Source organism: Pseudooceanicola marinus (assembly GCF_002786295.1).
GTDB classification, from domain to species: Bacteria; Pseudomonadota; Alphaproteobacteria; order Rhodobacterales; family Rhodobacteraceae; genus Pseudooceanicola; species Pseudooceanicola marinus.
On record NZ_PGTC01000022.1, the window covers coordinates 45914 to 70607 of the forward strand.

A 24694-nucleotide genomic window follows, 5' to 3' on the forward strand; every position below is an offset into this window, starting at 1 on the left:
GTCAGATGCCCTGCAGGTCGGCGGGCAGCAGCGCCTCGGGCAGGTTTTGGTAGCAGACCGGACGCAGGAAGCGACGGATCGCCAGTGTGCCCACTGAGGTGGCGCCGAAGTTGGTCGATGCCGGGAAGGGGCCACCGTGCACCATGCTGTCGCAGACCTCGACGCCGGTCGGGAAGCCATTGGCCAGCACGCGGCCGGCCTTGCGTTCCAGCACCGGCAGCAGGGCGCGGGCAGCATCGGCGTCGCCGTCATCCATGTGCAGCGTCGCGGTCAGCTGACCTTCAAAGCCCTTCGCCAGGGTCACCATCTCGTCGAGGTTGTCGACGCGGACGACGAGGCCCAGGGGACCGAAGACCTCTTCGCCGAGGGCGTGGTCCTGCAGGTAGGCCGAGGCGTCGGTTTCGTAGAGGTTCGGCGTGGCTTCGCGGCCGTCGCTGTCGGTTGTCAGCACCGGGGTGACGGCGTTGCGGCCATCGAACCGATCCTTGCCCGCGCGATAGGCGCTGGCGATGCCGTCGGTCAGCATGACCTGGGCGCCGGTGCCCGCGAGTGCGTCCTTGGCAGCGGCGACGAAGGCGTCCCCCTCGGGGCCCTTGCCGACCACGGCGATGCCGGGGTTCGTGCAGAACTGGCCCGCGCCCATGGTCAGCGATCCGGCCCAGGCTTCGCCGATGGCGGCGCCGCGCGCGGCGGTTGCTTCGGGCAGCACGAACATCGGGTTCACCGAGCCCAGCTCGCCGAAGAAGGGGATCGGCTCGGGGCGCTGTGCGCAGAGATCGAAGAGCGCCTTGCCACCGCGCAGCGAACCGGTGAAGCCGACGGCCTTGATCAGCGGATGCTGGACCAGGGCGCCGCCCACCTCGTGGCTGCCGCCGTGGATCATCGAGAAGACGCTCGGATGCGTGCCGGTCTTCTCGACGGCGGCCTTGATGGCCTCGGCGATGATCTCGGCGGTGCCGGGGTGGGCCTCGTGGCCCTTGACGACGACCGGGCAGCCGGCGGCCAGAGCCGCGGCGGTGTCCCCGCCGGCGGTTGAGAAGGCCAGCGGGAAGTTCGAGGCGCCGAAGACGGCCACCGGGCCGATCGGACGTTCGATCATGCGCAGGTCGGGACGCGGCAGGGGCGCGCGGTCGGGCAGCGCCTCGTCGTGGCGGCGGTCCAGGTAGTCGCCTTTCAGGATGTGATCCGCGAACATGCGGATCTGGCCGGTGGTGCGGCCCCGTTCGCCCTGCAGGCGGCCTTCGGGCAGGCCGGTTTCGGCGGTGCCGATGGCGGTGATGGTCTCGGCGCGCGCCTCGATCTCGTCCGCGATGGCGTTGAGGAAGGCGGCGCGTTCTTCGCGGCTGGAATAGCCGTAGGACCAGAAGGCCTCTTCGGCGGCCTGGACGGCCTTGTCCACCAGCGTGGCATCGCCTGCGGAGACCGTGATCGGCTCTCCGGTGACGGGGGTCGAGGCAAAGGTGGCCTCGGTGCCGGTCCATTCACCGGCGATCAGATGTTTGCCGTGGAAAGTCATTTGGATACTCCCTTACTTGCCCCAGGACAGCGCCATGATGTCCAGATCGGACGCCAGTTGGAGAAGGCGCGCCCGGGTGCGGTCGGTCATGGGTTTCAGCGGATGGCGGACGTGATCGGACTTGATGACACCGCCTTCCTTGTAGACCACCTTGCAGGCGCGCAGCCCGCACTGGCGGTTCTCGTGATTGATCAGCGGCATGCAGCGGGTCCACTGCGCCAGCGCCGCGTCCTTGTCGCCCGCCAGGTAGTGGGTGACGATGGGGCGGATCTTCTCGGCGAACATGCCGCTCGTCATGGTGCCGGTACAGCCGGCGTCCAGATCGGCCAGCAGAGTTACCGCTTCCTCGCCGTCGAAGGGCCCGATGATGTCATCGCCGCCCGCCTCGATCAGCGCCGCCAGCTTGTCGGCGGCGAAGGGGGTTTCCATCTTGAAATAGGAGACGTTCTCGATCTCCTTCGCCATCTTGACCAGCAGCGGCACCGGCAGGGTGACCCCCGACAGCGGCGCGTCCTGGATCATGATCGGGATCGAGATCGCGTCCGAGACCATGGCGAAATGCTCGAAGATCATCTCGGGCGGCGGGACGAGGCCGACGCCGTGGTAGGGCGGCATCATCATCAGCATCGAGGCGCCAAGGGTCTGCGCCTCGCGGGCACGGTCCACGACGACCTGGGTCGAGAAATGCGAGATGGTGACGATCACCGGCACGCGGCCCGCGACATGCTCCAGGCAGAGGCGGGTCAGCACCCGGCGTTCCTCATCCGACAGCACGAACTGTTCGGAATAGTTGGCTAGGATGCAGATGGCGTCGACACCCTGGTCGATCAGGCAGTCGAGGACGCGGGTCATACCCTCCTGGTCGATGGTGCCGTCATCGAGGAAAGGGGTGGGGGCAACGGGGAGGATGCCGGTCAGAGGCGTTTTCACTGTCGGGTCCTTTCAGGGATTTCGGGTCAGGGGCTCGGGCGACGATCAGAAATCGAAGGGCTCGACCACCGTGCGGCGGCCGAGGAGGAAGGCGTCGGCCGCATGGCGCAGCGGGCGCAGATCCATGTCGATGCCGCCCTTGCGCACCAGTTCGGCCATCTTGGCGTAGAGCCGGGGATATTCTCCATCGAGGCCCGAGTGATGTTCACCCTGCTCCGCGCCGTCGATGTACATGTTGGCACCGCCGTTGGTCAGCAGCAGGGTGCCTTCCTCGCAACGGGCTTCCATCGACCAGGTCTGTTCGCCTTGCTGGCGGAAGTCGAAGTCGCAGGTCACCCGGGCGCCGCCGGGGTGGTGGAAGGCCAGGTCGGCGGCAATCGGCGCCTGCCGGTTCTCGGGGAAGGACAGGGTGGCGGATTTCAGGTGGATCGGATCGGGCAGGATCTCGGTCACGATGGACAGCGCATTGATGCCCGGATCGAAGACGCCGAGCCCCCCGGCCTCGAAGATCCAATCCTGGCCCGGATGCCAGCGGCGCACGTCCTCGCGCCAGGTGACATGCAGCGAGCGCAGCGTCTTGTCGGCCAGCCAGGCCTTGGCGGGCGCAACCTTGTCGGCCTCGCGTGAATGCCAGGTGGCGTAGATCGACAGGCCCCTGTCACGGGCCATCTGTTCCAGCGCGATACATTCGGCCAGCGTTGCGCCCGGGGGTTTCTCCAGCATGACGTGACGCCCGGCGGCCAGCGCCTTGGCCGCGTAGTCGAAACGCGGCACGGGCGGCAGGCAGAGGGAGACGACACGGATCTCGGGGCGGGCCTCCAGCATCTCGGTGAAGGAGGTGAAGGCCTCGACCCCCTCGACCGTGCCCGAGCGGGAAACGGTCGCCGCCAGCTCCCAGTCGGGGGAGCCCTTGAGCGAGGGGACGTGCTGGTCTACGGCGATCTTGCCGATGCCGATGAGTGCGATATCCATCAGTGGGCATCCTTTCCGACGGCATTGCCCCGGCAGCCCTTGAGGAAGTCGAGGTCGGCGCCGGTGTCGGCGCCCTCGACATGCTGCTGGTGCAGCCAGCCATAGCCGCTTTCAAATTGTTCGTGGGCCGGTTTCCACTCCGCCAGGCGGGCGACCAGCTCTTCATCCGTGATGTCCAGGTGGACGCGGCGCCCGGCCACGTCGACCTCGATCATGTCGCCGTTGCGGACCACCGCAAGGGGGCCACCGGCGGCAGCCTCGGGCGAGGTATGCAGGATCACGGTGCCATAGGCGGTGCCGGACATGCGCGCGTCGGAGATGCGCACCATGTCGGTGATCCCCTTCTGCAGGACCTTCGGAGGCAGACCCATGTTGCCCACTTCGGACATGCCCGGGTAGCCCTTCGGCCCGCAGTTCTTCAGGACCATGACGCAGGTCTCGTCGATGTCGAGGTCTGGGTCGTTGATCTTGGCCTTGTAGTCGTCGATATCCTCGAAAACCACGGCGCGGCCGCGGTGCTGCATCAGGTGCTTGGACGCGGCGGAAGGTTTCAGCACGGCGCCATTGGGCGCCAAGTTGCCCTTCAGCACGGCGATGCCGCCCTGGGGCGTCAGCCCCTGTCCCACGGGGCGGATTACGTCCTCGTTGTGGTTCATCACATCGGCGACCTCGTCCCAGATCGTCTCACCCGAAACGGTCAGGGCGTCCTTGTGCAGCAGACCCGCTTCTCCCAGGCGCTTCAGCACGACAGGCAGGCCGCCGGCGTAGAAGAACTCCTCCATCAGGTATTCCCCCGAGGGCATGAGGTTGACGATGGTTTCCACGTCACGCCCGCAACGGTCCCAGTCGTCCAGCGTCAGGTCGACGCCCGGCACGCGGCCCGCGATGGCCAGCAGGTGGATGACGGCGTTGGTAGAGCCGCCGATGGCACCGTTGGTGCGGATGGCGTTCTCGAAGGCCTGCTTGGTCATGATGTCCGAAGGCTTCAGGTCGTCCTTGACCATCTGCACGATGCGACGGCCCGACATCTGCGCCATGACGCGGCGGCGGCTGTCCACCGCCGGGATGGCGGCATTGCCCGACAGCGCCATGCCCAAGGCTTCGGCCATCGACGCCATGGTCGAGGCGGTGCCCATGGTATTGCAGGTGCCAGAGGAGCGGGACATGCCCTGTTCGGCCTCCAGGAACTCTTCCTGGGTCATCTCGCCTGCTTTCACGGCCTCCGAGAACTTCCACAGGTGGGTGCCGGAGCCGACCCTTTCGCCGCGGAAATAGCCGTTCAGCATCGGGCCGCCGGTGACGACGATGGAGGGCACGTCGCAGGAGGCCGCGGCCATCAGCAGCGAGGGCGTGGTCTTGTCGCAGCCGACCATGAGGACCGCGCCGTCGATGGGCTGGCCGCGCAGCTGTTCCTCGATCGACAGGGCGGCGAGGTTGCGGAACATCATCGCGGTGGGGCGGAAGGTGTTTTCCGAGGCCGAGAAGACGGGCACTTCGACCGGGAAACCACCGGCCTCCCAGATGCCGGCCTTCACCTTTTCCGCCAGCTCACGCAGGTGGCCGTTGCAGGGGGTCAGGTCGGACCAGGTGTTCATGATGCCGATGATCGGGCGACCATCGAACAGGTCGTGCGGGTAGCCCTGGTTCTTCATCCAGCCGCGATGGTAGATCGTATCGCGCGAGTTGCCGCCATACCATTCCTGGGACCTTAGCTTGCGGGGCCATTCGGCAGGTTTGAACGTCATTGCACTGGGTCCTGACAAAGTTGGATCGGGGGCCGAAGGCGGGGTCGAACCCCGCCCTACGGGGGTGGCACGAGCGGCGGTCCGCCCGGGCGATTGGGATGCGTGGGGCGGGGGGCACCCCGCCGCAGGGTCAGCTCTTGTTCTTCTGGTAGACATCGAAGAACACGGCGGCGAGAAGCACCAGGCCCTTGATCACCTGCTGGTAATCGATGCCGATGCCCATGATCGACATGCCGTTGTTCAGCACGCCCATGATGAAGGCACCGATCACGGCCCCGATGATCTTGCCCGAGCCGCCCGACATCGACGCCCCGCCGATGAAGACGGCGGCGATCACGTCGAGCTCCACGGCGAAGCCGGCCTTGGGGGTGGCGGTGTTGAGCCGCGCGGCGAAGATCAGGCCCGCCAGCGCGGCCAGCATGCCCATGTTGACGAAGGCCAGGAAGGTCAGCTTCTCGGTCTTGATGCCCGACAGCTTGGCGGCGTTCTCGTTGCCGCCAAGGGCGTAGATGCGACGGCCCAGCGTGGTGTTCTCGGTGATGAAGGCATAGACCACCGTCAGCACCACCATCGAGACCAGCACGTTCGGCAGACCGCGGAAGCCCGAGAGCTTGTACATCACGTAGAAGAGGGCGCCGCAGACGATCACGTTGCGCAGGACGAAGAACAGCGTCGGTTCGTCATCCATGCCGTACTTGGCATTGCGGGCACGTTGGTTCAGGCCCATCCAGACGATCCCGATCACCGCCAGCGCCCCGGCCAGAAGCGCTGTGCCGTTGGGCCGGTTGATCCCGAGGATATCCGGGATGAAGCCGGTCGAGAGCGACTGGAAAGAGCGCTCGAACGGGCCCACGGACTGGCCTTCCAGCAACCAGAGCGACAGGCCGCGAAACACCAGCATGCCGGCGAGGGTGACGATGAAGGCCGGGATCTTCCAGTAGGCGACCCAGTAGCCGTGCCAGGCACCGATCAGCACGCCGGCGACCAGGCAGGCGGGAATGGTCAGCCAGACCGGCCAGCCCCAGTTCACCATCATCACCGCCGCCAGCGCACCGACGAAGCCCATGACGGAGCCGACCGAGAGGTCGATGTGGCCCGCCACGATGACGATCAGCATGCCGAGCGCCATGATGATGATGTAGCTGTTCTGCAGGAACAGGTTGGTGATGTTGACAGGCTTCAGCAGCGTGCCGTCGGTCACCACCTGGAAAAACAGCATGATGGCGATCAGTGCGACCAGCAGGCCGTAATCGCGCAGGTGCCCGGCGAGATAGGCGCCTAGGCTCTTGCCTGCGCTTTCGTTGGTCTTTTCAGCGAGGTCCACGTTTCCCACTCCCTATTCCGCAGCGCCCGAGACAGGCTCGTCGACGACATCGGTGACGATCATCGACATGATCTTTTCCTGGCTGGCCTCGGCCGCCGTCAGTTCCCCGACCAGCGCGCCCTCGTTCATCACGTAGACGCGGTCGCACATGCCCAGAAGCTCGGGCATCTCGGAGGATATCATCACCACGCCCTTGCCCTGTTCCGACAAGTCATTGATGATGTTGTAAATTTCGAATTTCGCGCCAACGTCGATGCCGCGCGTCGGCTCATCCAGGATCAGCACCTCCGGCCCGGAGAAGAGCCACTTGGACAGCACCACCTTCTGCTGGTTGCCGCCCGAGAGGTTCATCACCTTCTGGAAGACGGAGGGCGTGCGGATGTTCATCGCCTTTCGGTACTCTTCCGAGACGCGGGTCTCTTCGCCCTCGCTGATGACACCGGATTTCGACACGCCGGGCAGGTTGGCCAGGGTGATATTCTTCTGGATCGTCTCCTCCAGCACCAGGCCCAGCGACTTGCGGTCCTCGGTCACGTAGGCCAGTCCCGCGTCGATGGACTTGCCCACGGTGGAGACATCCACCGGAGCCCCGTGCATCTTCACGCTGCCCGAGATGTTCTTGCCGTAGCTCTTGCCGAAGATCGACATCACCAGCTCGGTCCGGCCGGAGCCCATCAGGCCCGCGATGCCGACGACCTCGCCGGCGCGGACGTTGAAGGACGCGTTGCTGATCACCTGGCGGTCGGCATGTTCGGGATGCCAGACGTTCCAGTCCTCGACCTCCATCAGCATCTCGCCTGCGCGGTGCGGACGCGGCGGATAGCGGTCGGACATGTCCCGACCCACCATGTCGCGCACGATGCGGTCCTCGGTGATCTCTTCCTCGTGGGCGTTCATCGACGATACGGTCGAGCCGTCGCGGATCACCGTCACGCTGTCCGCGACGCGGCGGACCTCGTTCAGCTTGTGGGAGATGATGATCTGGGTGACGCCCTTGGCCTTCAGCTCCAGCATCAGGTCCAGAAGGGCCTGGCTGTCATGCTCCGACAGGGCCGCGGTCGGTTCGTCCAGGATCAGCAGTTTCACGTCCTTGGACAGCGCCTTGGCGATCTCGACCAGCTGCTGCTTGCCGACGCCCAGGGAGTCGATCAGCGTACCCGGGTTTTCGGCCAGGCCGACCCGCTTCAGCAGGTCTTCGGTCAGGCGGAAGGTCTCGCGCCAGTCCATCACGCCGTTCTTCGCGCGCTCGTTGCCGAGGAAGATGTTTTCGGCAATGGACAGCAGCGGCACCAGGGCCAGCTCCTGGTGGATGATGATGATCCCCAAGTCTTCGCTGTCGTTGATGTCCGCGAACTGGGCCAGCTTGCCGTCGTAATGGATTTCACCGTCGTAGGTGCCGGCGGGGTAGACGCCGGAGAGCACTTTCATCAGCGTGGATTTCCCGGCGCCGTTCTCGCCGCAAATGGCGTGGATCTCGCCCTCGGTCACCGTCAGGTTGACGTTGTCCAGGGCCTTCACGCCGGGGAATTCCTTGGTGATCGCGCGCATTTCAAGCAAAGAAGTCATGGCTTTGCCTTCTGCAGTCTTTGAGGGGAGGGGCCACGATGAACGTGGGGGACCCATGGCGGCCGGTCCGGAAACCGGCCGCGGGCGATCGGGGCTGCCGATCTTACTCGAAGGCGTCTGCGGGGTGATAACCGCTGTCGACCACGATCTCCTTCCAGTTGGAGCTGTCCACGAGGACGGGTTCCAGCAGGTAGGAGGGGACGACCTTCACGCCGTTGTCGTAGGTCTCGGTGTCGTTGATCTCGGGCTCCGATCCCTCGACCAGCGCTTCGACCATGTCGACGGCGACGCCTGCCAGCTCGCGGGTGTCCTTGAAGACGGTCGAATACTGCTCGCCGGCGATGATGGACTTCACGGAGGGCAGTTCGGCGTCCTGACCGGTGACGATCGGCATCTTCATGTCGCCGGAGCCGTAACCGACGCCTTTCAGCGAGGACAGGATGCCAATGGACAGGCCGTCGTAGGGCGACAGCACGCCGTGCACCATCTCGTCGGTGTAATAGGCCGACAGCAGGTTATCCATTCGGGCCTGGGCGACAGCCCCGTCCCAACGCAGGGTGCCCACGGTGTCCATGCCCATCTGGCCGGACACGATGTTGATGGTGCCGTCCTCGATCAGCGGGTCCAGCACCGACATGGCGCCGTTGTAGAAGAAGTAGGCATTGTTGTCGTCCGGAGAGCCGCCGAACAGTTCGACGTTGTAGGGCCCGTCGCCAAAGCGTTCTTCCAGCCCGTCCACCAGCGAGGTTGCCTGCTGCACGCCGACCTGGAAGTTGTCGAAAGTGGCGTAGTAGCTGACGTATTCACTGTCGCGGATCAGACGGTCGTAGGAAATGACCGGGATGTCCGCGTAGTAGGCGTTTTCCAGGGCGTTCGACAGGGTGGTGCCGTCGATGGCGGCAATCACCAGCACGTCCACGCCGCGGGTGATCATGTTCTCGATCTGCGCAACCTGGTTCGGAATATCGTCTTCCGCGTATTGCAGGATGGTTTCAAAGCCAGCCTCCTGCAGTTGCTCCTGCATGGAGTTGCCGTCCGAAATCCAGCGCGCCGAGGATTTGGTCGGCATGGCGATGCCGATCAGACCGTCGGCATAGGCGCCGGTTGCGAACACGAGAGCGGCGGCCGTGCTGGCCGCGAGTGTCTTGAAAGTCATGATCTCCTCCACTTTCACGGCCGGTTTGCCGGGCTTTTCGCCGGGGGGCCGCATTATCTGTTTGGTCTCCTCAACCGCGCCTTGGGTAGCCCTTTCGGTTCATATCTGTAAAATTCTATTTCTGATGATTTCCATACCTAGATTGTTATGCTTCATGCTATGCAGGCGTCATGGACCTTATAAAACGCCTCAAACCCATACATTTCAGGCTGGTGGATCAGATCGCCCGGCGCCAGAAGCTGCAGCTTGCGGCGGAGGCGCTGGCGATGTCGCAGCCCGCGGCCAGCCGCATGCTGGCCGATGTCGAGGCCGAACTGGGGGCGCCTCTGTTCGTTCGCCATCCCCGCTGGATGGAGCCCACCCCCGTGGGGGAGACTTTCCTGCGTCACATCCGGGTCATTCTGAGGGAGCTGGAGACGCTGCAGTCCGAGGTCGGCAACCTTGCCGAAGGGCGGGCGGGCGAGATCCGCGTCGGCGCGGTGACCGGGCCGGCCATGGGATTCCTGATGCCCGCCCTGCGCCAGGTGAAAGCCGAAAGTCCCGACATCGAGGCAACCATCGAGGTGGGCCCCTCGGTCGAGCTGGTGCGCGGTCTGCGCGAAGGTCGGTTCGATTTCATCATTGCCCGCCTGATGCCGGATCAGGACAGCCACGAATTCCACGTCTACCCCGCCCGGTCCGAAAACGTGGCGCTGATGGTGCGCGACAGCCACCCGCTGGCCCATCACCGCGCCCTGCCGCTAGACGCGGTCACGGGCTATGAATGGGTGATGCAGGAACGGGGCTCGCCGATCCGCCAGGCGGTCGAGGCCGCCTTCCTGCAATCGGGTACGGCGGTGCCGGGCAATGTCTCGAACTCCTCGTCGCTGCTGGTGGTGCTGTCCCTGCTGGCTTATTCCGACGTCATCGCCCCGCAATCCGAAGAGGTCGCCGAAATCCTTGCAGGAGACAGCCTGGGTGCGAGCCTGATCGCGCTGGACATGGCCGAACGGATCACCGTCTCCCCCTATTTCGTGCTCGCCAACAGGGGCCAGCAATTGCCGCGCGCCACCGAACGCGTGCTTGAGGAAGTCCTGCGGCGGCTTTAGGCGGGATCCGTGTGCAGGGGCCGTTTTGCGTCCCGGCGCAGTCGCCAACCGCCGAGCCACCAAGAACCCTGTGGAGGTTACCCTCCCGCCCCTCGGCGGGAAGGGGATCGTCAGTCGACCGCCGGAAGGTGGTCGGACCGCAACCAGAACGGTGCCAGGCGCAGCGGGGCGTTCGAGGTCGGCAGGATATCCTCATGCAGGGGGATGCCGATCACCTTGGCCCTGACGGCGTGGGCCGCACCCCATTCGTAGGCCGCGACCTAGTGCACGTCGACCACGGCGCGCAGGCCGATCTCACGCAGGACGGCGGACAGCGACGGGCAGGTGTCGCGGGGACGGCCCGGCGCTGGCGCTTGGCGCGCATCTGGATACTGTGCCGGACTATGGGATCTACGACGGGCGGCTCCGCGACGCGGTCAAACCGTCGCGCGCATCGCGAAAGGCAAGAGAGCTCGACCGACCGCTAGCCGTCGCCGCTGCCGTCGCCGCTGCCGTCGCCGGCCTGACTGTGCGCCAGGGCCTGCAGGGCGCGCAGCAGCTTGACCGCGGCGGGGGGAAGTTGACCCATGCGACGGCGGTAGATCTGGAAGGTGCGGCGGAAGGTCAGTTCCGGGATCGGCAGGGCGACCAGATCGCCCGCCTCGACCTCCAGCGCGACCAGGCCGCGCGGCATCCAGCACATCTGACCGCCCTGGACCGTCATGCTCTTCAGCATGTTTACCGAGCGCGACAGCACCCCTATCTCCACCGTCTCGACGCCTCGGGCGAAGAAACGGCGTTGCAGCTCGCGGGTGATCGGCGTGTCGAGCGGCGGCAGCGCCCAGGGGTGGCTGGCGACCTCGGGCAGGGGGATGCTGTCGCGACCCGCGAGCGGGTGGCGGGGCGATGCGAAGACCTCGACCAGGTCGTGCAGGGGATCGGGGCAGGCCAGGGTGATCTCATCGTCCAGGTAGGGTTCGGGAGAGATCGCCAGATCGACCTCGCCCCGCTTCAGCGCCATCAGCAGCTTGTCCTCGATCTCCTCGGTGACCTGCGCCTGCAGGCCGGGCTGGTCCGCCAGCAGGGATTGCAGGGCCGTCGCCAGGTGGCCCGAGACGACGCTGCCGACGCCGCCCACGCGCACCACGCCCTTGCTGGCGCCGCGCAGCGAATCCAGCAGGTCCTCGGCATTGGCCATCTCGGCATCGACGGTGCTGGCGTAGGGCAGGAAGGCCTTGCCGTATACATTCAGCGTCACGCCAGTGGTGGTCCGGTCGAACAGCGGGGCGCCCAGATGGGCCTCCAGCCGCCGGATGATCCGGGTCACGGCGGGTTGTGTCAGGTGCATCTCCCGCGCGGCGCGGCCGAAACTGCCGTGTTTCGCGGTGGCGAGGAAGGTTGAAAGCGTGCGCTGATCCCAGGTCATACCGAAACGGTATGAGTATGAGCAGAGAATGACAATTCCCTTTGGAGTTTTGGATCTGCGAAGATGTATGCATGAAGAGGAAGACCCCCGGGCCAGCCCGGGGTGGGGAGGAGATATGACCCGATCGGGTTCGGCGCATGGCACGACCGTGCGCGAGGCTGTGTTCCAGCTGCTGCGCCACCATGGCATGACGACGATCTTCGGCAATCCCGGTTCGACCGAGCTGCCGCTGTTTAGCGATCTGCCGGAGGGGTTCCGCTATGTCACCGGGTTGCAGGAATCCGTCGTGGTCGCCATGGCGGACGGTCATGCGCTGGCCTCCGGCGGGCCGGCCTTCGTCAACCTGCATTCGGCCGCCGGTGTCGGCCATGCCATGGGCAGCATCTATTCGGCCTTCCGCAACCGGGCGCCGGTGGTCATCACCGCCGGCCAGCAGAGCCGCCCGTTGCTGCGCGCCGATCCCTTCCTCTATGCCGAGGCGCCGACCGAGCTGCCGCAGCCCTACGTGAAGTGGGCGATCGAACCGGCGCGGGCCGAGGATGTGCCGGCGGCCATCGCGCGGGCCATCCACATGGCCTGCCTGCCGCCCGCGGGGCCGGTCTTCGTGTCGATCCCGCTGGATGACTGGGGGCAGCCCTGCGATTTGCCCGCCCTGCGGAAGATCACGGGCCGGGCGCAGCCCGATGCAGGCACGCTGGGGGAGATCGCCGCGCAGCTGAACGGGGCCGCCGATCCGGTGTTTGTCGTCGGCGCTGGGCTGGATGCCGACGGCGCCTGGGACGCGGCGGTGGCACTGGCCGAACACCACCAGGCACCGGTCTGGGTCGCGCCGCTGTCCTCGCGCTGTTCCTTTCCCGAAAGCCATCCGCTGTTCGCCGGCTTCCTGCCCGCGAACGAGGCTGACATTTCGCGCCTGCTGACCGGGCATGACTTGATCGTCACGCTGGGCGCGCCGGTCTTTACCTATCACTATGAGATGCCGGGGCAGATCCCGCCCGAAGGGGCGACGCTGGTGCAGATCGTCAGCGATCCGAAACAGGCGGCCTCGGCGGTCTGCGGCACCTCGCTGGTCGGCGATCTGGACCTGTCGCTGCGCGCGTTGCAGGCCAGCGCCGCGGATCCCCGGCCGAAACGCCCCGCACCCCTGCGGGAGATCCAGGCACCGCCGCCCGCCAGGGGCATTTCCTCGGCCATGGCGCTGGACGCGCTGCGACGGCTGCGGCCTGCCGACGGTATCGTGGTGGAGGAAGCGCCCTCGAGCCGCGATGACGTCCACGATTATCTGCCCATCGACCGCGCCGGGGGCTTCTTCGCCACTGCCAGCGGGGGGCTGGGCTATGCGCTGCCCGCCGCCGTCGGCGTGGCCATGGCCAACCCTGGCGAGACGGTGCTGGCGATCCTGGGCGACGGGTCGTCCATGTACTCGGTCCAGGGGCTGTGGAGCGCGGTGGAACATGACGCCGACGTGCTCTTCGTCGTGCTCAACAACGGCGGCTATGCCGCGCTGAAGGGCTTTGCCGGCAACAAGGAGGTGGTCGGCTGCGACATCGGCCACCTGTCGCTGGCGGCGCTGGCCGAAGGGCAGGGATGCCCGGCGCAGCAGGTCTCGGACCCGGCAAAGCTGGACGGCGTGTTGAGCGAAGCATTCGCGGCCGGAGGAGGGCCGCGCCTCGTGGAGGTGATGATCGACCGGGGCTGACCGCCCTGGCGCGCACTGACGCGACCAAGACCAAGGCAACACTCTCTAGGAGGAGGAAGAGATGATGCGTTCTGTACTTCTGGCGGCAGCAGCCGCGACGACCATGGCGGCCCCGCTGGCTGCCCAGGACGATCCCGTCAACCTGCGCTTCGGCGTCTGGGTCGGGCCGGCCCACCCGCTGATGCAAGGAACCCAGGCCTGGATGGATGCGATCGAGGAGGCCTCTGGCGGGTCGATCGAGATTACGCTCTACCCCTCGCGCCAGCTGGGCGCGGCGGTGGACCACTACGACCTGGCCCGCGACGGGATCGCCGACATCACCCTGGTGAACCCCGGCTACAATGCCGGCCGCTTCCCGGTGATTTCCTATGGCGAACTGCCCTTCCGATTCAATCACGCGGTGGCGGGCTCTCGCGCGCTGGACCAGTGGTATCGTGCCTATGCCGATGAGGAGATGTCGGATGTGAAGTTCTGCATGGCCTTCATGCATTCGCCCGGCACGATCCACACCACCAGCCCGGTCAGCGGGCCGGAGGACCTGGACGGGCTGTCGATCCGCCCCGCCAACGGCACCCTGGGCAACTATCTGTCCAGCCTGGGCGCCACCACCATCCAGGCCTCGGCGGCCGAGATGCGGGACCTGCTGACCCGGGGCACCGCCGATGGCACCGCCAGCCCCTATAGCTCGCTGGTGACCTGGGGCATTGCCGATGCCGCGACCCATCACCTGGACATGCCGATGTATGCGGCCAACTTCGTCTACGTCATCTCGCCCATGGCCTGGGACCGGATGAGTGAGGCGCAGCAGGCGGTGATGGACGAGCATTGCTCGACCGACTGGGCCGGTCGCATCGTCGAACTCTGGGCCGAGGAGGATCTGGAGGAGCGTGCGGTGCTGGAAGAGGACAGCGCGCATACCTTCAACGCGCCCAACGAGGCGCAGCGTGCCGCCTGGCTGGAGGCGGCAGACCCCGCCATCGCGCGCTGGCGCGAGCAGGTCGAGGCGGCCGAAGTGGATGCCGCCGAGGCAGAGGCGGCCATCGAGGCGGCGATTGCCGAAAACGATGCCGGCCTCTGATCGCGTCATGATCCCCGAGGCGGGCCGCATGGCCCGCCTGATCTCGGCCATCGAAATGGTGGCCGGGATCTTTCTCGTGCTGATCGCGGCGCTGACGGTGACCGAGGCGACCCTGCGCTATGCCTTGGGCATGCGCATTCCCGATGCCTATGTCGGCGCCACCGCGTTGCAGGGGATCGCCATCGCCTGGGGCATCGCCTGCACCACCTGGACGCGCCGCCACATCACCGTCGACGCCATCTACGAGCTATCCCCCAGGGGCATGCAGAAGGCGATGAACGTCTTTTCCTCGGCGGTGACCTTCGCCGCGATGCTGACGCTGATGATCATGCTCTGGCGCAAGACCGCCAGCAGCCTCGACAGCGGCGAGGTCTCTGCCGATCTGCTGCTGCCGCTCTGGCCGGTGGTCGCGGCCACCGCCGCCGGCATCGCCGCCGCTTCCATCCTGGGCTTGCTGCGCCTGGGCCGTGACATTCTGGAACTCAGGACCCGTTGATGGACCCGACACTGCTTTCCTTCCTGGGCTTTGGTGGCCTGTTCCTGCTGATCATCCTGCGGGTGCCCATCGGGGTCGCCATGGGCGTCGTGGGCGTCTGCGGTTTCGCCGCCGTGGTCAACTGGTCCGCCGGGCTGAACCTGCTGGTCAATGCCCCCTATCGGATGATGTCGGACTATTCGCTCAGCGTGGTGCCGATGTTCGTGCTGATGGGGGTCTTCGCCGGGGCCGGGGGCCTCAGCCGCGAGCTGTTCGATGCCTCCAACACCTGGCTGGGCCACGTGCGCGGCGGGTTGGCGACGGCCACCGTGGCGGCCAGCGGTGGCTTTGCCGCGATCAACGGGTCGTCGGTGGCCTGCGCGGCAACCATGACCACCGTCGCCCTGCCGGAGATGCGGCGCGCGGGCTATGCGCCGGGGCTGGCGGCGGGCGTCATTGCCGCGGGCGGCACGCTGGGGTCGATGATCCCGCCCTCGGTCTTCCTGCTGCTCTACGGGATCATCACCGAACAGAACGTGGCCGAGCTGTTCATGGCCGGCGTGATCCCCGGCCTGCTGGGCCTCGGCCTTTACGCGCTGGTGGTGCAGATCATCGCGCGCCGCCGCCCGGACAGCATGCCGCACGGGCGGCGCGCCAGTTGGGGCGAGCGTTTCGCCGCGCTGCGCGGGCTCTGGGCCACGCTGCTGCTGTTCGCGCTGGTGATCATCGGCATGTACGGCGGTTTCGTCACCGTGACCGAAGCGGCGGGCGTGGGCGCCGTGGGCGCGCTGCTGATCGGCGTGGCGCGGGGCAAGCTGCCGCCGCGGGTGATCCTGCGCTGCCTGGTGGATGCGCTACAGATCACCGCCGCGATCTTCACCATTGCCGTGGGCGCCACGCTCTTCGGCTATTTCCTGACCGTGACCCAGGTGACCCAGAACCTGACCACCTACCTGACGCAGGTGCCGCTGCCCGCCTGGGGCGTGCTGGGCCTGATCCTGCTGGTCTACCTGGCCCTGGGCGCCGTGATGGACGAACTGGCGGTGATCCTGCTGACCGTGCCCATCGTCTTCCCGGCGATGCAGGCGCTTGGCTTCGATCCGATCTGGTTCGGCATCGTCCTGGTCACCACCATCTCCATCGGCTTGATCTCTCCGCCCGTGGGGATGAACGTCTTCGTGATCAATTCGATCGCGCGGGATGTGAAACTGACCGAGATCTACCGCGGCGTGCTGCCCTTCGTGGCCGCCGACCTAGTGCGCATTCTGGCGTTGTGCCTGTTCCCGGCTCTTGCGCTCTGGCTGCCTGGCACGATGTAGAGAAATGAACAATTGGTTGATGGAGGAGTGAGACCATGAACGTCCAAAACCCCGGCCTTCGGGCCCCGACGCAGTTCTTCATTGGTGGCAAGTGGGTTGCGCCCAAGGGTGACAAGACGCTGGAGGTAATCTCTCCGGTGACCGAGCAGAAGGTGATGGAGTATCCCGAGGCCTCGACCGCCGACGTGGATGATGCCGTCGCCGCAGCCCGCGATGCCTTCGACAACGGCCCCTGGCCGCGGATGAGCCCCAAGGAGCGCGCGGGCTACCTGCGCAAGGTGGCCGACAACATCGAGGCGCGTCTGGACGAAATTGCGTCCAGCTGGACCGGCCAGATGGGTGCGCCGATCTCCCTGACGAAGATCCTGGCGCCGCAGAACGTGACCCTGTTCCGCTACTACGCCGACCTGATCGACAGCAATTCCTACAGCTTCACCGATGAACGCGAACGCGCCGATGGCGGCCGCGTGGTGGTGGCCAAGGAACCCGTCGGCGTCTGCGCTGCGATCACGCCCTGGAACGCGCCGATGGTGCTGCTGACCTACAAGATCGCGGCCGGGCTGGCGGCGGGCTGTACCTTCGTGGCCAAACCCTCGCCCGAAACCCCGCTGGAGGCCTATATCCTGGCCGAGTGCATCGAGGCGGCGGGCCTGCCGGCTGGTGTCTTCAACCTGGTGCCGGCGGCGCGCGAGGTGGGCGACTACCTGGTGCGTCACACCGACGTGGACAAGGTTGCCTTCACCGGCTCCACCGCGGCGGGCAAGCATATCGCGGCGGTCTGTTCCGAACGGCTGGCGCGCGTCTCGCTGGAACTGGGCGGCAAGTCGGCGGCGATCCTGCTGGATGATGCCGACTTCGAGGCCGCGCTGCCCTCGCTGATGGTCTACACCATGCCGATCACCGGGCAGGTCTGCTTCTCTCTGACGCGGATCCTGGTGCCGGAAAGCCGCGCGAAGGAGTTCACCGACCTCTTCGTCGGCGCGGTGAAGGGCATCAAGGTGGGCGACCCCGCCGATCCGGCGACCCAGATGGGCCCGCTGGCCATGGGCCGTCAGAAGGAGCGGGTCGAGGGCTACATCAGGGCGGGCCTCGAAGAGGGCGCCAAGATCGCCACCGGCGGCGGTACGCCCGAGGGGATGGAGAAAGGCTTCTACTTCGAGCCGACGGTCTTCACCGATGTCACGCCTGAGATGACCATTGCCCGCGAGGAGATCTTCGGCCCCGTGGTGTCGATCATCACCTACAAGGATGACGAGGACGCCATCGCCAAGGCCAATGCCACGGACTACGGCCTGAACGGTGCGATCTATTCGACCGACAGTGAACGCGCCTACCAGATGGCGCGCCGGGTGAAATCGGGCGGTCTGACGATCAACGGCAACATCATCGACCCGACCATGCCCTTCGGTGGCGTGAAACAGTCGGGCTATGGCCGCGAAGGTGGGATCGAAGGGCTGGACAACTACCTGGAAGGCAAGACCATCCACTTCGCCTGATCCCGGGGCCCAAATGACGAGGACGCCCGCCCCGAAAGGGGCGGGCGTTTGCGTGTCTGTGGTCCCATGGGGCGGCTCAGGCCGCTGCGTCGCCGGCCAGGTAGGCCGCCAGCGCGGCTTCGGTGCCCTCGGCCCAGATCATCCGCAGCCAGCGATCAAAGGCCTCGGCGAAACGGGGCGTCCTGGCCAGGTCGCCATAGGTCGCGGGCTGGGCCAGCCAGGCGGCGGGCCTGTCGCGCGCGATCAGGGCCGTGGCGCGCAGCTGATCCCAGTGGGGGTCGTTGGGGGCGATCTTGCTACCATCCTCGCGGGTGCCTTCGCACATCCGCGCCCAGAGCGCCTCGACCAGGGCCAGCCCTTCGACCGGGGCGTCCTTGTCCAGCGCGTCGCGCAGGATCGGCAGGACGAAGCCCGCGTGCCGCGATGATCCGTCGAAGGCGACACGACGGGTGGTGTCGCGGATCGCGGGGTTGGCGAAGCGGGTTTCGATCAGCTGCATGTAGGCCGCAGGCGTCATGCCGGGCACGGGCGCCACATGCGGCACGATCTCCGTGGTCTCGACCCGGCGCCAGAAGGGGGCGATGCGGGGATCGTTCATGCAGTCGTCGATGGTGGCGCAGCCCAGCAGTTCGCCGGCGTTGGCCAGCACCTGATGCCCGGCGTTGAGGATGCGGATCTTCATCGCCTCGTAGTCATGCACGTCGTCGGTGAAGGTCGCGCCGACCTTGTCCCAGGGCGGGCGCCCGGCGCAGAAGGCATCCTCGATCACCCACTGGCGGAAGTTCTCATGCGTCACCGGCGCCGCGTCCTCAATGCCGAAGGCGCGGGCGGCCTCGATCTCTGCCGGGCCGGTGGCGGGCACGATGCAGTCGACCATGGAGTTGGGGAAGGTGCAGGCCCCCTCGATCCAGGCGGCCAAGTCAGGGTCGGACAGGCGCGCCAGGCCGACGACCGCGTCCCGGGTGATGGCGCCGTTGCCGCGCAGGTTGTCACAGCTTTGCACGGTGAAGGAGCCGTGGCCCGCCGCGCGCCGCAGGCGCAGGGCCGCGACGATGGCGCCGAAGGCGGTGCGGGGCGTGTCGGGGTGGGCCGCGTCATGGGCGATGTCGGGATGGGTCGGGTCGAAGTGGCCGGTCGAGGGGTTCACGAAATAGCCGCCCTCGGTCACCGTCAGCGACACGATGCGGATCGCGGGATCGGCCATCTGCGCGATCAGCGGCGCATTGTCCGGGGCGACGGGCAGGAAGTCGATCATCGCGCCGCAGACCTCGGCACTGGTGCCCTCGGGGCTCAATTCGATCAGCGTGGTCAGGCAATCCTGCGCCAGAAGGCGGTCGCGCATGGCGGCATCGCCGGGGCGGACGCCCGCGCCGATGATGGCCCAGTCCTGGGCCAGCCCCTGCTGCATCAGGCGGTGCAGATACCAGGCCTGGTGGGCGCGGTGAAAGTTGCCGGTGCCGATATGAACGATGCCGGGGCTGAGGTCGGCCAGGTCATAGCCGGGCCGGGCGATATCCTCGGGCAGGGTGCCAAGCATGGCACGGCCGAGGCGGACGGGGTCCTGGGTCATGATGTGGGTCCTTCCTGGCCTCTTGCCTCAGTCGATCCGCAGACCCTGGGCGTCGAAGCGATGGAACAGATCCTCGCGCGGGGCCAGAGACACCCGGTCGCCGTGGCGCAACCCGACCTCGCCCGTGGCGCGCACGGTCACGGTTTCGGCCAGACCGGTGTCATGGACATGCAGGAAGGTGTCGGAGCCCAGGTGTTCGGCCACGCCCACGTTGCCCGACCAGGGCCCGCTGTCGACCACGTCGATATGTTCGGGACGGATGCCGATGGTATGGGCGTTCTGCGCTGCCGCCACCTCGCCTTCCAGCAGGTTCATCTTCGGCGAGCCGATGAAGCCCGCGACGAAGAGGTTGCGGGGGCTGCGGTAAAGCTCCAGCGGCGATCCCACCTGTTCGATATTGCCGGCGCGCAGCACGACGATCTTGTCGGCCATGGTCATCGCCTCGACCTGGTCGTGGGTGACGTAGATCATCGTCGTTTTCAGCTTAGCGTGCAGCTCGCCGATCTCCATCCGCATGCCGACGCGCAGGGCGGCGTCGAGGTTCGACAGCGGCTCATCAAAGAGGAAGGCGGCGGGTTCACGCACGATGGCGCGGCCGATGGCGACCCGCTGGCGCTGACCGCCCGACAGCTGGCCGGGGCGCCGGTCCAGGTAATCGGTGAGGTTCAGCGCCTTGGCCGCGGCCTCGATCCGCTTGTCCTGTTCGGCCTTCGGCACGCCGGCCATCTTCATCGGGAAGGCGATGTTGCGGCGCACGGACATATGCGGGTAGAGCGCGTAGCTCTGGAACACCATGGCCAGCCCGCGCCGCGCCGGCGGGGTGGAGGAGGCATCGGTGCCGTCGATGCGGATCGCCCCGGAGGAGATGTCCTCCAGCCCCGCGATCAGGCGCAGCAGGGTGGATTTGCCGCAGCCCGACGGGCCGACGAAGACGCAGAACTCTCCGTCCTCGATGGTCAGGTCCAGGGGCGGAATGACCTGGACGTCGCCGAAGGACTTGGTGACTTGCTCGAGCGTGATCTGTCCCATTGAACTGTTCCTTTACTTGACGGCGCCGAAGGTCAGGCCGCGCACGAGTTGCTTCTGGCTGAACCAGCCGAGGATGAGGATGGGGGCGATGGCCATGGTCGAGGCCGCCGAAAGTTTCGCGTAGAAGAGGCCCTCGGGGCTGGAGTAGCTGGCGATGAAGGCCGTCAGCGGGGCGGCATTGGCCGCCGTCAGGTTCAGCGTCCAGAAGGCCTCGTTCCAGGCGAGGATGAAGTTCAGCAGCAGGGTCGAGGCGATGCCGGGCACGGCCATGGGCGTGAGGACATAGAGGATCTCCTCCTTCAGCCCGGCCCCGTCCATGCGCGCGGCTTCCAGGATCTCGCCCGGGATTTCGCGGAAGTAGGTGTAGAGCATCCAGACGATGATCGGCAGGTTGATCAGCATCAGGATCGCCACCAGCGCCGCGCGGCTGTCCAGCAGGCCGAAGCGGATGCAGATCAGGTAGATCGGGTAAAGGACACCCACGGCGGGCAGCATCTTGGTGGACAGCATCCACAGCAGGATGTCCTTGGTCCGCTTGCTGGGCACGAAGGCCATGGACCAGGCGGCGGGCACGGCGATGATGACGCCGAGGATGGTGGAGCCCCCCGCCAGGATGACCGAGTTCCACAGGAAGCGCATGTAGTCGGAGCGTTCCTGCACCACGCGGTAATTCTCCAGCGTCCAGTCGAAGCCGAGGAAGATCGGCGGATCCGCGATCGCCTGGGCCTCGGTCTTGAAGCTGGTGAGGATCGTCCAGAGGATCGGGAAGAAGATCAGCAGACCGATGCCCCAGGCGGCGGCGGTGGCGATGGTCTTGCGGCGGGTCGAGACGGCACGGGCCATGGGCGGGATCTCCTCAGCGGTCCAGGTTCTTGCCGACGATGCGCATCAGGAAGATGGCGACGATATTGGCGAGGATGATGGCGTAGACGCCGCCTGCGCTGCCCAGGCCCACGTTCTGGCTCTCCAGCACGCGCTGGAAGATCAGGTAGGTTAGGGTGCGGGTGCCGAAGGCGCCGCCGGTGGTCACGAAGATCTCGGCGAAGATCGACAGCAGGAAGATCGTCTGGATCAGCAGCACGATGGTGATGGCGCGGCCCAGGTGCGGCAGGATGATGTAGGTGAAGCGCGACAGCGGGCTGGCCCCGTCCATCTCCGCTGCCTCCAGCTGTTCGCGGTCCAGCGACTGCACGGCGGTCAGCAGGATCAGCGTGGCGAAGGGCAGCCATTGCCAGGAGACGATCATCACGATCGAGGTGGTGGGCACCTCGGACAGCCAGGCTATGGGATCGGCCCCGAATAAGCGCCACAGGTGCGCCAGCAGGCCGTTGGTGGGATCCATGAACATGTTCTTCCACACCAGCGCCGAGACGGTGGGCATGACGAAGAAGGGGGCGATGACCAGGATGCGCACGATGCCCTGGCCCCACATCGGCTGATCCAGCAGCAGGGCCAGCAGGACGCCCAGAACGATGGTGATGACGAGGACGCCGCCGACGATCACCAGCGTCGTCTGCACGCTGGGCCAGAAGGCGGAAGAGGTCACGAAGCGGGTGAAGTTGTCGAAGCCCGCCCACCCCAAGTCGCCGCCTCGCAGCGGCAGGTAGCGGCGGAAGGAGAACCACAGCGTCATGGTCAGAGGCACCAGCATCCAGCCCAGAAGCAGGATCACGGCGGGGGCCATCATCAGGCGCGCGGCAGAGCGGGAATGCTGGGTGGCCATCGGGGAAGCCTTTCCGGTCAGGCGTTTTGCCTGGCTCGCAGTTGGTCGGGAACGTCAGGGGACGCGGGCGGCGGGGTCACGCCGCCCGCGGGAAGGCCGGGCTCAGTAGCCGGCGGCTTCCATTTCTTCCTGGGTGATGGCCTGGGCCTTCTCCAGTGCCTCGTCGACCGACTGCTGGCCGGCATAGACCGCGGAGAACTCCTGGCTCACCTGGGTGCCGATGCCCGCAAACTCGGGGATCGCGACGAACTGCACGCCGACGTAGGGCACCGGATCGACCGTCGGGTTGGTCGGATCGGCGGCCTCGATCGAGTTCAGCGTCATCTCGGCGAAGGGCACTTCCTGGTATTCGGGCGTCTCATAGAGAGAGGTCCGCGCACCCGGGGGCACGTTGGCCCAGCCTTCGTTCTCGGCCACCAGCTCGATGTAGTCCTTCGAGGTTGCCCATTCGATGAACTGCTTGGCCGCGTCTGCCTTCTGCGTGCCGGCCGGGATGCCGAGCGCCCAGGCCCAGAGCCAGTTGCCGCGCTTCTCGACGCCTTCCTTGTTCGGCGCCAGGGCGAAACCGACTTGGTCGGCCACGGCGGACTCCTCGGGGTTGGTCACGAAGGAGGCCGCCACGGTGGCGTCGATCCACATGCCACACTTGCCTTGCTGGAACAGCGACAGGTTTTCGTTGAAGCCGTTGGTGGCGTAGCCGGCGGGGCCGGATTCGTTCATCATGTCGGTGAAGAAGGACAGCGTTTCCTTCCACTCCGGCTGATCGAACTGCGGGGTCCAGTCCTCGTCGAACCAGCGCGCGCCGAAGGAGTTGGACATGGCGGTGATGAGGGCGCCACCCTCGCCCCAGCCGGCCTTGCCGCGCAGGCAGATGCCGTTGATGTCGTTGGCGTCGTCATCCATCGCGGCGGCGGCCTCGCGGATGAACTCCCAGGTGGGGGCGTCGGGCATTTCCATCCCGGCCTTTTCCATCAGGTCGGTGCGGTACATGATCATCGAGCTTTCGCCGTAGAAGGGCGCCGCGTAGAGCGTGCCGTCATGGCTCAGGCCGTCGCGCATGGCGGGCAGGATGTCGTCGACGTCATACTCTTCCGACAGGTCATCCAGCGGCACCAGCCAGCCGTTCGCACCCCAGATCGGGGTTTCGTACATGCCGATGGTCATGATGTCGAACTGGCCACCCTTGGTGGTGATGTCGGTGGTGACGCGCTGACGCAGCACGTTCTCCTCCAGCGTGACCCATTCCACGCCGATGCCGGTCTCTTCGGTGAACTGGTCGGTGTAACCCTGCATGCGGATCATGTCGCCGTTGTTTACGGTGGCGATGGTGATCGTGGTGTCCTGTGCAAAGGCGGCAGCAGCCGAGCACAGGGTAAGCGCCGTGGTGGCGCCGAGAACGCGCTTCAGTGACATCCGTATCCTCCCTGAATTGGATGTGATGCCAGTAGCGGTAGGCCAATGCACAGATTCGCGTCAACCTAAAATTTTACGCGCGAAAAGTTATGCGGACTTGCGAAGAACCAGGGTGCCGTCGAAAAGCGTGGAGATTTTCGCCTCCGGGCGGGCCCCTTCGGCGATGATTTCCAGAAGCTTTTCAAGGCTGCGCCCGGTGATCCGGTCATAGTCCTGCGACACGGTGGTCAGGGCCGGGCAGGTGAAGCGGGCCACCGGGTGGTCGTCGTGCCCGGCGATGCGCATGGCGTGGCCGTCGCCGATGCCGACGCGCAGACCCTGCTCGTAGGCGGCGGCGAGGAAGCCGATGGCCAGACGGTCGTTGGAGCACAGCACCGTGTTGGTGGGCAGGGCGCGCTCTTCGATCATCCGGGTGGCCTCGCGGTGAGCGATCTCCTCGAAGGCCCAGCCGGTGCCCTCGGCCACCAGCAGCATCGGTTCGTGACCCAGGCGGCGCATCGTGTCCTCGTAGACCGCGCGCCGCTTGTTGGCGTTCGGATTGGGGGCGTTGCGCATCTCGAAAAGGGCCGGTGGCTCGCCGGTTTGGGAGAGATATTCCACAATGACCCCAGTGCTTTGGACATAGTTTGTGCCGAACATCGCGTCACCCACATCCTCGACGTCGCAGTCAAAGAGGACGGTCGGCACATCACGGCAGAAGGCGTCCAGCGCCTCGCGCCGCGACAGGCGTCCGATGGGGCCCAGCAGGACGCCGGCAGGGCGGATGCCGCGCAGGCTTTCGAGGTTCGCGATCTCGCGGTCCGGTTCCCCGTGGGAGCTGAGCAGGATCGGGTTGTACCCCGCCGAGGTGCAGAGCATTTCGAGGCTCCGCGCCATCTCGGCAAAGAAGGGGTCTGCGAGGAAGGGGACCACGATGCCGATGTTGCGCGTCAGGTGGCGGTTCTGGTTGATGGCGTGAACATTGGGCGTGTACTCGTAGCGTTCCAGCGCCGCCTCGATGCGGACCCTGGTGGATTGCCGCACCGAAGTCGGGTCGTTGAAATACTTCGACAATGTGGGACGGGAAATGCCGCTGACCGTGGCCAGCTCCTCCATCGTGCGAACTCTTTCCTGACCCATTCAGCCGTCCCTGACCGCGTCTGCGGTTTTAGTAAGTTTACGCGCGAAAATAATTGACGCGCATGTGATTC

At 66.3% G+C, this 24694-nt stretch carries 20 protein-coding genes; 6 read left to right on the plus strand and 14 right to left on the minus strand.

Going from position 1 to position 24694, the window contains the following annotated elements:
- Nucleotide 1 precedes the first annotated feature (1 nt).
- The 7 genes from CVM50_RS17330 to chvE all read right to left on the minus strand — a co-directional run bounded on the left by CVM50_RS17330 (nucleotide 2) and on the right by chvE (nucleotide 9209).
- Nucleotides 2-1516 carry an aldehyde dehydrogenase (NADP(+)) gene (locus CVM50_RS17330; protein ID WP_085889770.1) on the minus strand — a complete coding sequence of 505 codons (1515 nt, stop codon included), beginning with the start codon at nucleotides 1514-1516 and terminating at the stop codon, nucleotides 2-4.
- Between the two features lie 12 nt (nucleotides 1517-1528).
- Complete coding sequence (locus CVM50_RS17335; protein ID WP_085889771.1) at nucleotides 1529-2446, minus strand: dihydrodipicolinate synthase family protein; 918 nt, start codon at nucleotides 2444-2446, stop codon at nucleotides 1529-1531.
- 45 nt (nucleotides 2447-2491) lie between these two features.
- Nucleotides 2492-3418 (minus strand): Gfo/Idh/MocA family protein, encoded by a 927-nt coding sequence (locus CVM50_RS17340; protein WP_085889772.1) that lies wholly within the window; start codon nucleotides 3416-3418, stop codon nucleotides 2492-2494.
- Nucleotides 3418-5163, minus strand: a complete 1746-nt coding sequence (araD, locus tag CVM50_RS17345) for an L-arabinonate dehydratase (RefSeq protein WP_085889773.1) — start codon at nucleotides 5161-5163, stop codon at nucleotides 3418-3420. Before araD ends, CVM50_RS17340 begins: the two co-directional genes overlap by 1 nt.
- 130 nt (nucleotides 5164-5293) lie before the next feature.
- Entirely contained in the window at nucleotides 5294-6487 is a 1194-nt protein-coding gene (gene mmsB / locus CVM50_RS17350; RefSeq protein ID WP_085889774.1) for a multiple monosaccharide ABC transporter permease, read from the minus strand.
- Nucleotides 6488-6499: 12 nt separating this feature from the next.
- Nucleotides 6500-8053: a multiple monosaccharide ABC transporter ATP-binding protein gene (mmsA, locus tag CVM50_RS17355; RefSeq protein WP_085889775.1), complete on the minus strand. Its 1554-nt coding sequence runs from the start codon at nucleotides 8051-8053 to the stop codon at nucleotides 6500-6502.
- Between the two features lie 103 nt (nucleotides 8054-8156).
- Nucleotides 8157-9209: a multiple monosaccharide ABC transporter substrate-binding protein gene (chvE, locus tag CVM50_RS17360; protein WP_085889912.1), complete on the minus strand. Its 1053-nt coding sequence runs from the start codon at nucleotides 9207-9209 to the stop codon at nucleotides 8157-8159.
- Nucleotides 9210-9379: 170 nt separating this feature from the next.
- Here chvE and CVM50_RS17365 point away from each other — a divergent pair, with 170 nt between their 5' ends.
- Complete coding sequence (locus CVM50_RS17365; protein WP_085889776.1) at nucleotides 9380-10297, plus strand: LysR family transcriptional regulator; 918 nt, start codon at nucleotides 9380-9382, stop codon at nucleotides 10295-10297.
- A gap of 463 nt (nucleotides 10298-10760) precedes the next feature.
- Here the strand turns inward: CVM50_RS17365 and CVM50_RS17370 are convergent, their stop codons facing one another.
- Nucleotides 10761-11702: a LysR family transcriptional regulator gene (locus CVM50_RS17370; RefSeq protein WP_159457068.1), complete on the minus strand. Its 942-nt coding sequence runs from the start codon at nucleotides 11700-11702 to the stop codon at nucleotides 10761-10763.
- Between the two features lie 115 nt (nucleotides 11703-11817).
- Here CVM50_RS17370 and mdlC point away from each other — a divergent pair, with 115 nt between their 5' ends.
- From mdlC to CVM50_RS17395, 5 genes are all read left to right on the plus strand, one after another.
- Complete coding sequence (gene mdlC / locus CVM50_RS17375) at nucleotides 11818-13401, plus strand: benzoylformate decarboxylase (RefSeq protein ID WP_085889777.1); 1584 nt, start codon at nucleotides 11818-11820, stop codon at nucleotides 13399-13401.
- 61 nt (nucleotides 13402-13462) lie between these two features.
- Nucleotides 13463-14479 carry a TRAP transporter substrate-binding protein gene (locus tag CVM50_RS17380; RefSeq protein WP_085889778.1) on the plus strand — a complete coding sequence of 339 codons (1017 nt, stop codon included), beginning with the start codon at nucleotides 13463-13465 and terminating at the stop codon, nucleotides 14477-14479.
- A gap of 28 nt (nucleotides 14480-14507) precedes the next feature.
- The gene (locus CVM50_RS17385) at nucleotides 14508-14975 is read left to right on the plus strand and encodes a TRAP transporter small permease (protein ID WP_157792220.1); all 468 of its coding nucleotides are present in this window, start codon (nucleotides 14508-14510) and stop codon (nucleotides 14973-14975) included.
- A complete protein-coding gene (locus CVM50_RS17390) occupies nucleotides 14975-16273 on the plus strand; it encodes a TRAP transporter large permease (RefSeq protein ID WP_085889780.1) in 1299 nt (432 codons plus the stop codon). Before CVM50_RS17385 ends, CVM50_RS17390 begins: the two co-directional genes overlap by 1 nt.
- 35 nt (nucleotides 16274-16308) lie before the next feature.
- Entirely contained in the window at nucleotides 16309-17769 is a 1461-nt protein-coding gene (locus tag CVM50_RS17395; RefSeq protein WP_085889781.1) for an aldehyde dehydrogenase, read from the plus strand.
- Nucleotides 17770-17845: 76 nt separating this feature from the next.
- Here CVM50_RS17395 and CVM50_RS17400 read toward each other — a convergent pair whose 3' ends face one another.
- The 6 genes from CVM50_RS17400 to CVM50_RS17425 all read right to left on the minus strand — a co-directional run bounded on the left by CVM50_RS17400 (nucleotide 17846) and on the right by CVM50_RS17425 (nucleotide 24623).
- Nucleotides 17846-19339, minus strand: coding sequence for a mannitol dehydrogenase family protein (locus CVM50_RS17400; protein ID WP_085889782.1), 1494 nt, complete (start codon nucleotides 19337-19339; stop codon nucleotides 17846-17848).
- Between the two features lie 27 nt (nucleotides 19340-19366).
- Complete coding sequence (locus CVM50_RS17405) at nucleotides 19367-20368, minus strand: ABC transporter ATP-binding protein (RefSeq protein ID WP_085889783.1); 1002 nt, start codon at nucleotides 20366-20368, stop codon at nucleotides 19367-19369.
- 12 nt (nucleotides 20369-20380) lie between these two features.
- Nucleotides 20381-21211: a carbohydrate ABC transporter permease gene (locus CVM50_RS17410; protein ID WP_085889784.1), complete on the minus strand. Its 831-nt coding sequence runs from the start codon at nucleotides 21209-21211 to the stop codon at nucleotides 20381-20383.
- A 13-nt stretch (nucleotides 21212-21224) separates the two neighbouring features.
- Entirely contained in the window at nucleotides 21225-22091 is an 867-nt protein-coding gene (locus CVM50_RS17415) for a carbohydrate ABC transporter permease (RefSeq protein WP_085889785.1), read from the minus strand.
- 102 nt (nucleotides 22092-22193) lie between these two features.
- On the minus strand, nucleotides 22194-23504 hold the full coding sequence (locus tag CVM50_RS17420; RefSeq protein ID WP_085889786.1) for an ABC transporter substrate-binding protein: 1311 nt from the start codon (nucleotides 23502-23504) through the stop codon (nucleotides 22194-22196).
- A gap of 87 nt (nucleotides 23505-23591) precedes the next feature.
- Nucleotides 23592-24623 carry a LacI family DNA-binding transcriptional regulator gene (locus CVM50_RS17425; protein ID WP_085889787.1) on the minus strand — a complete coding sequence of 344 codons (1032 nt, stop codon included), beginning with the start codon at nucleotides 24621-24623 and terminating at the stop codon, nucleotides 23592-23594.
- Nucleotides 24624-24694: the final 71 nt, after the last annotated feature.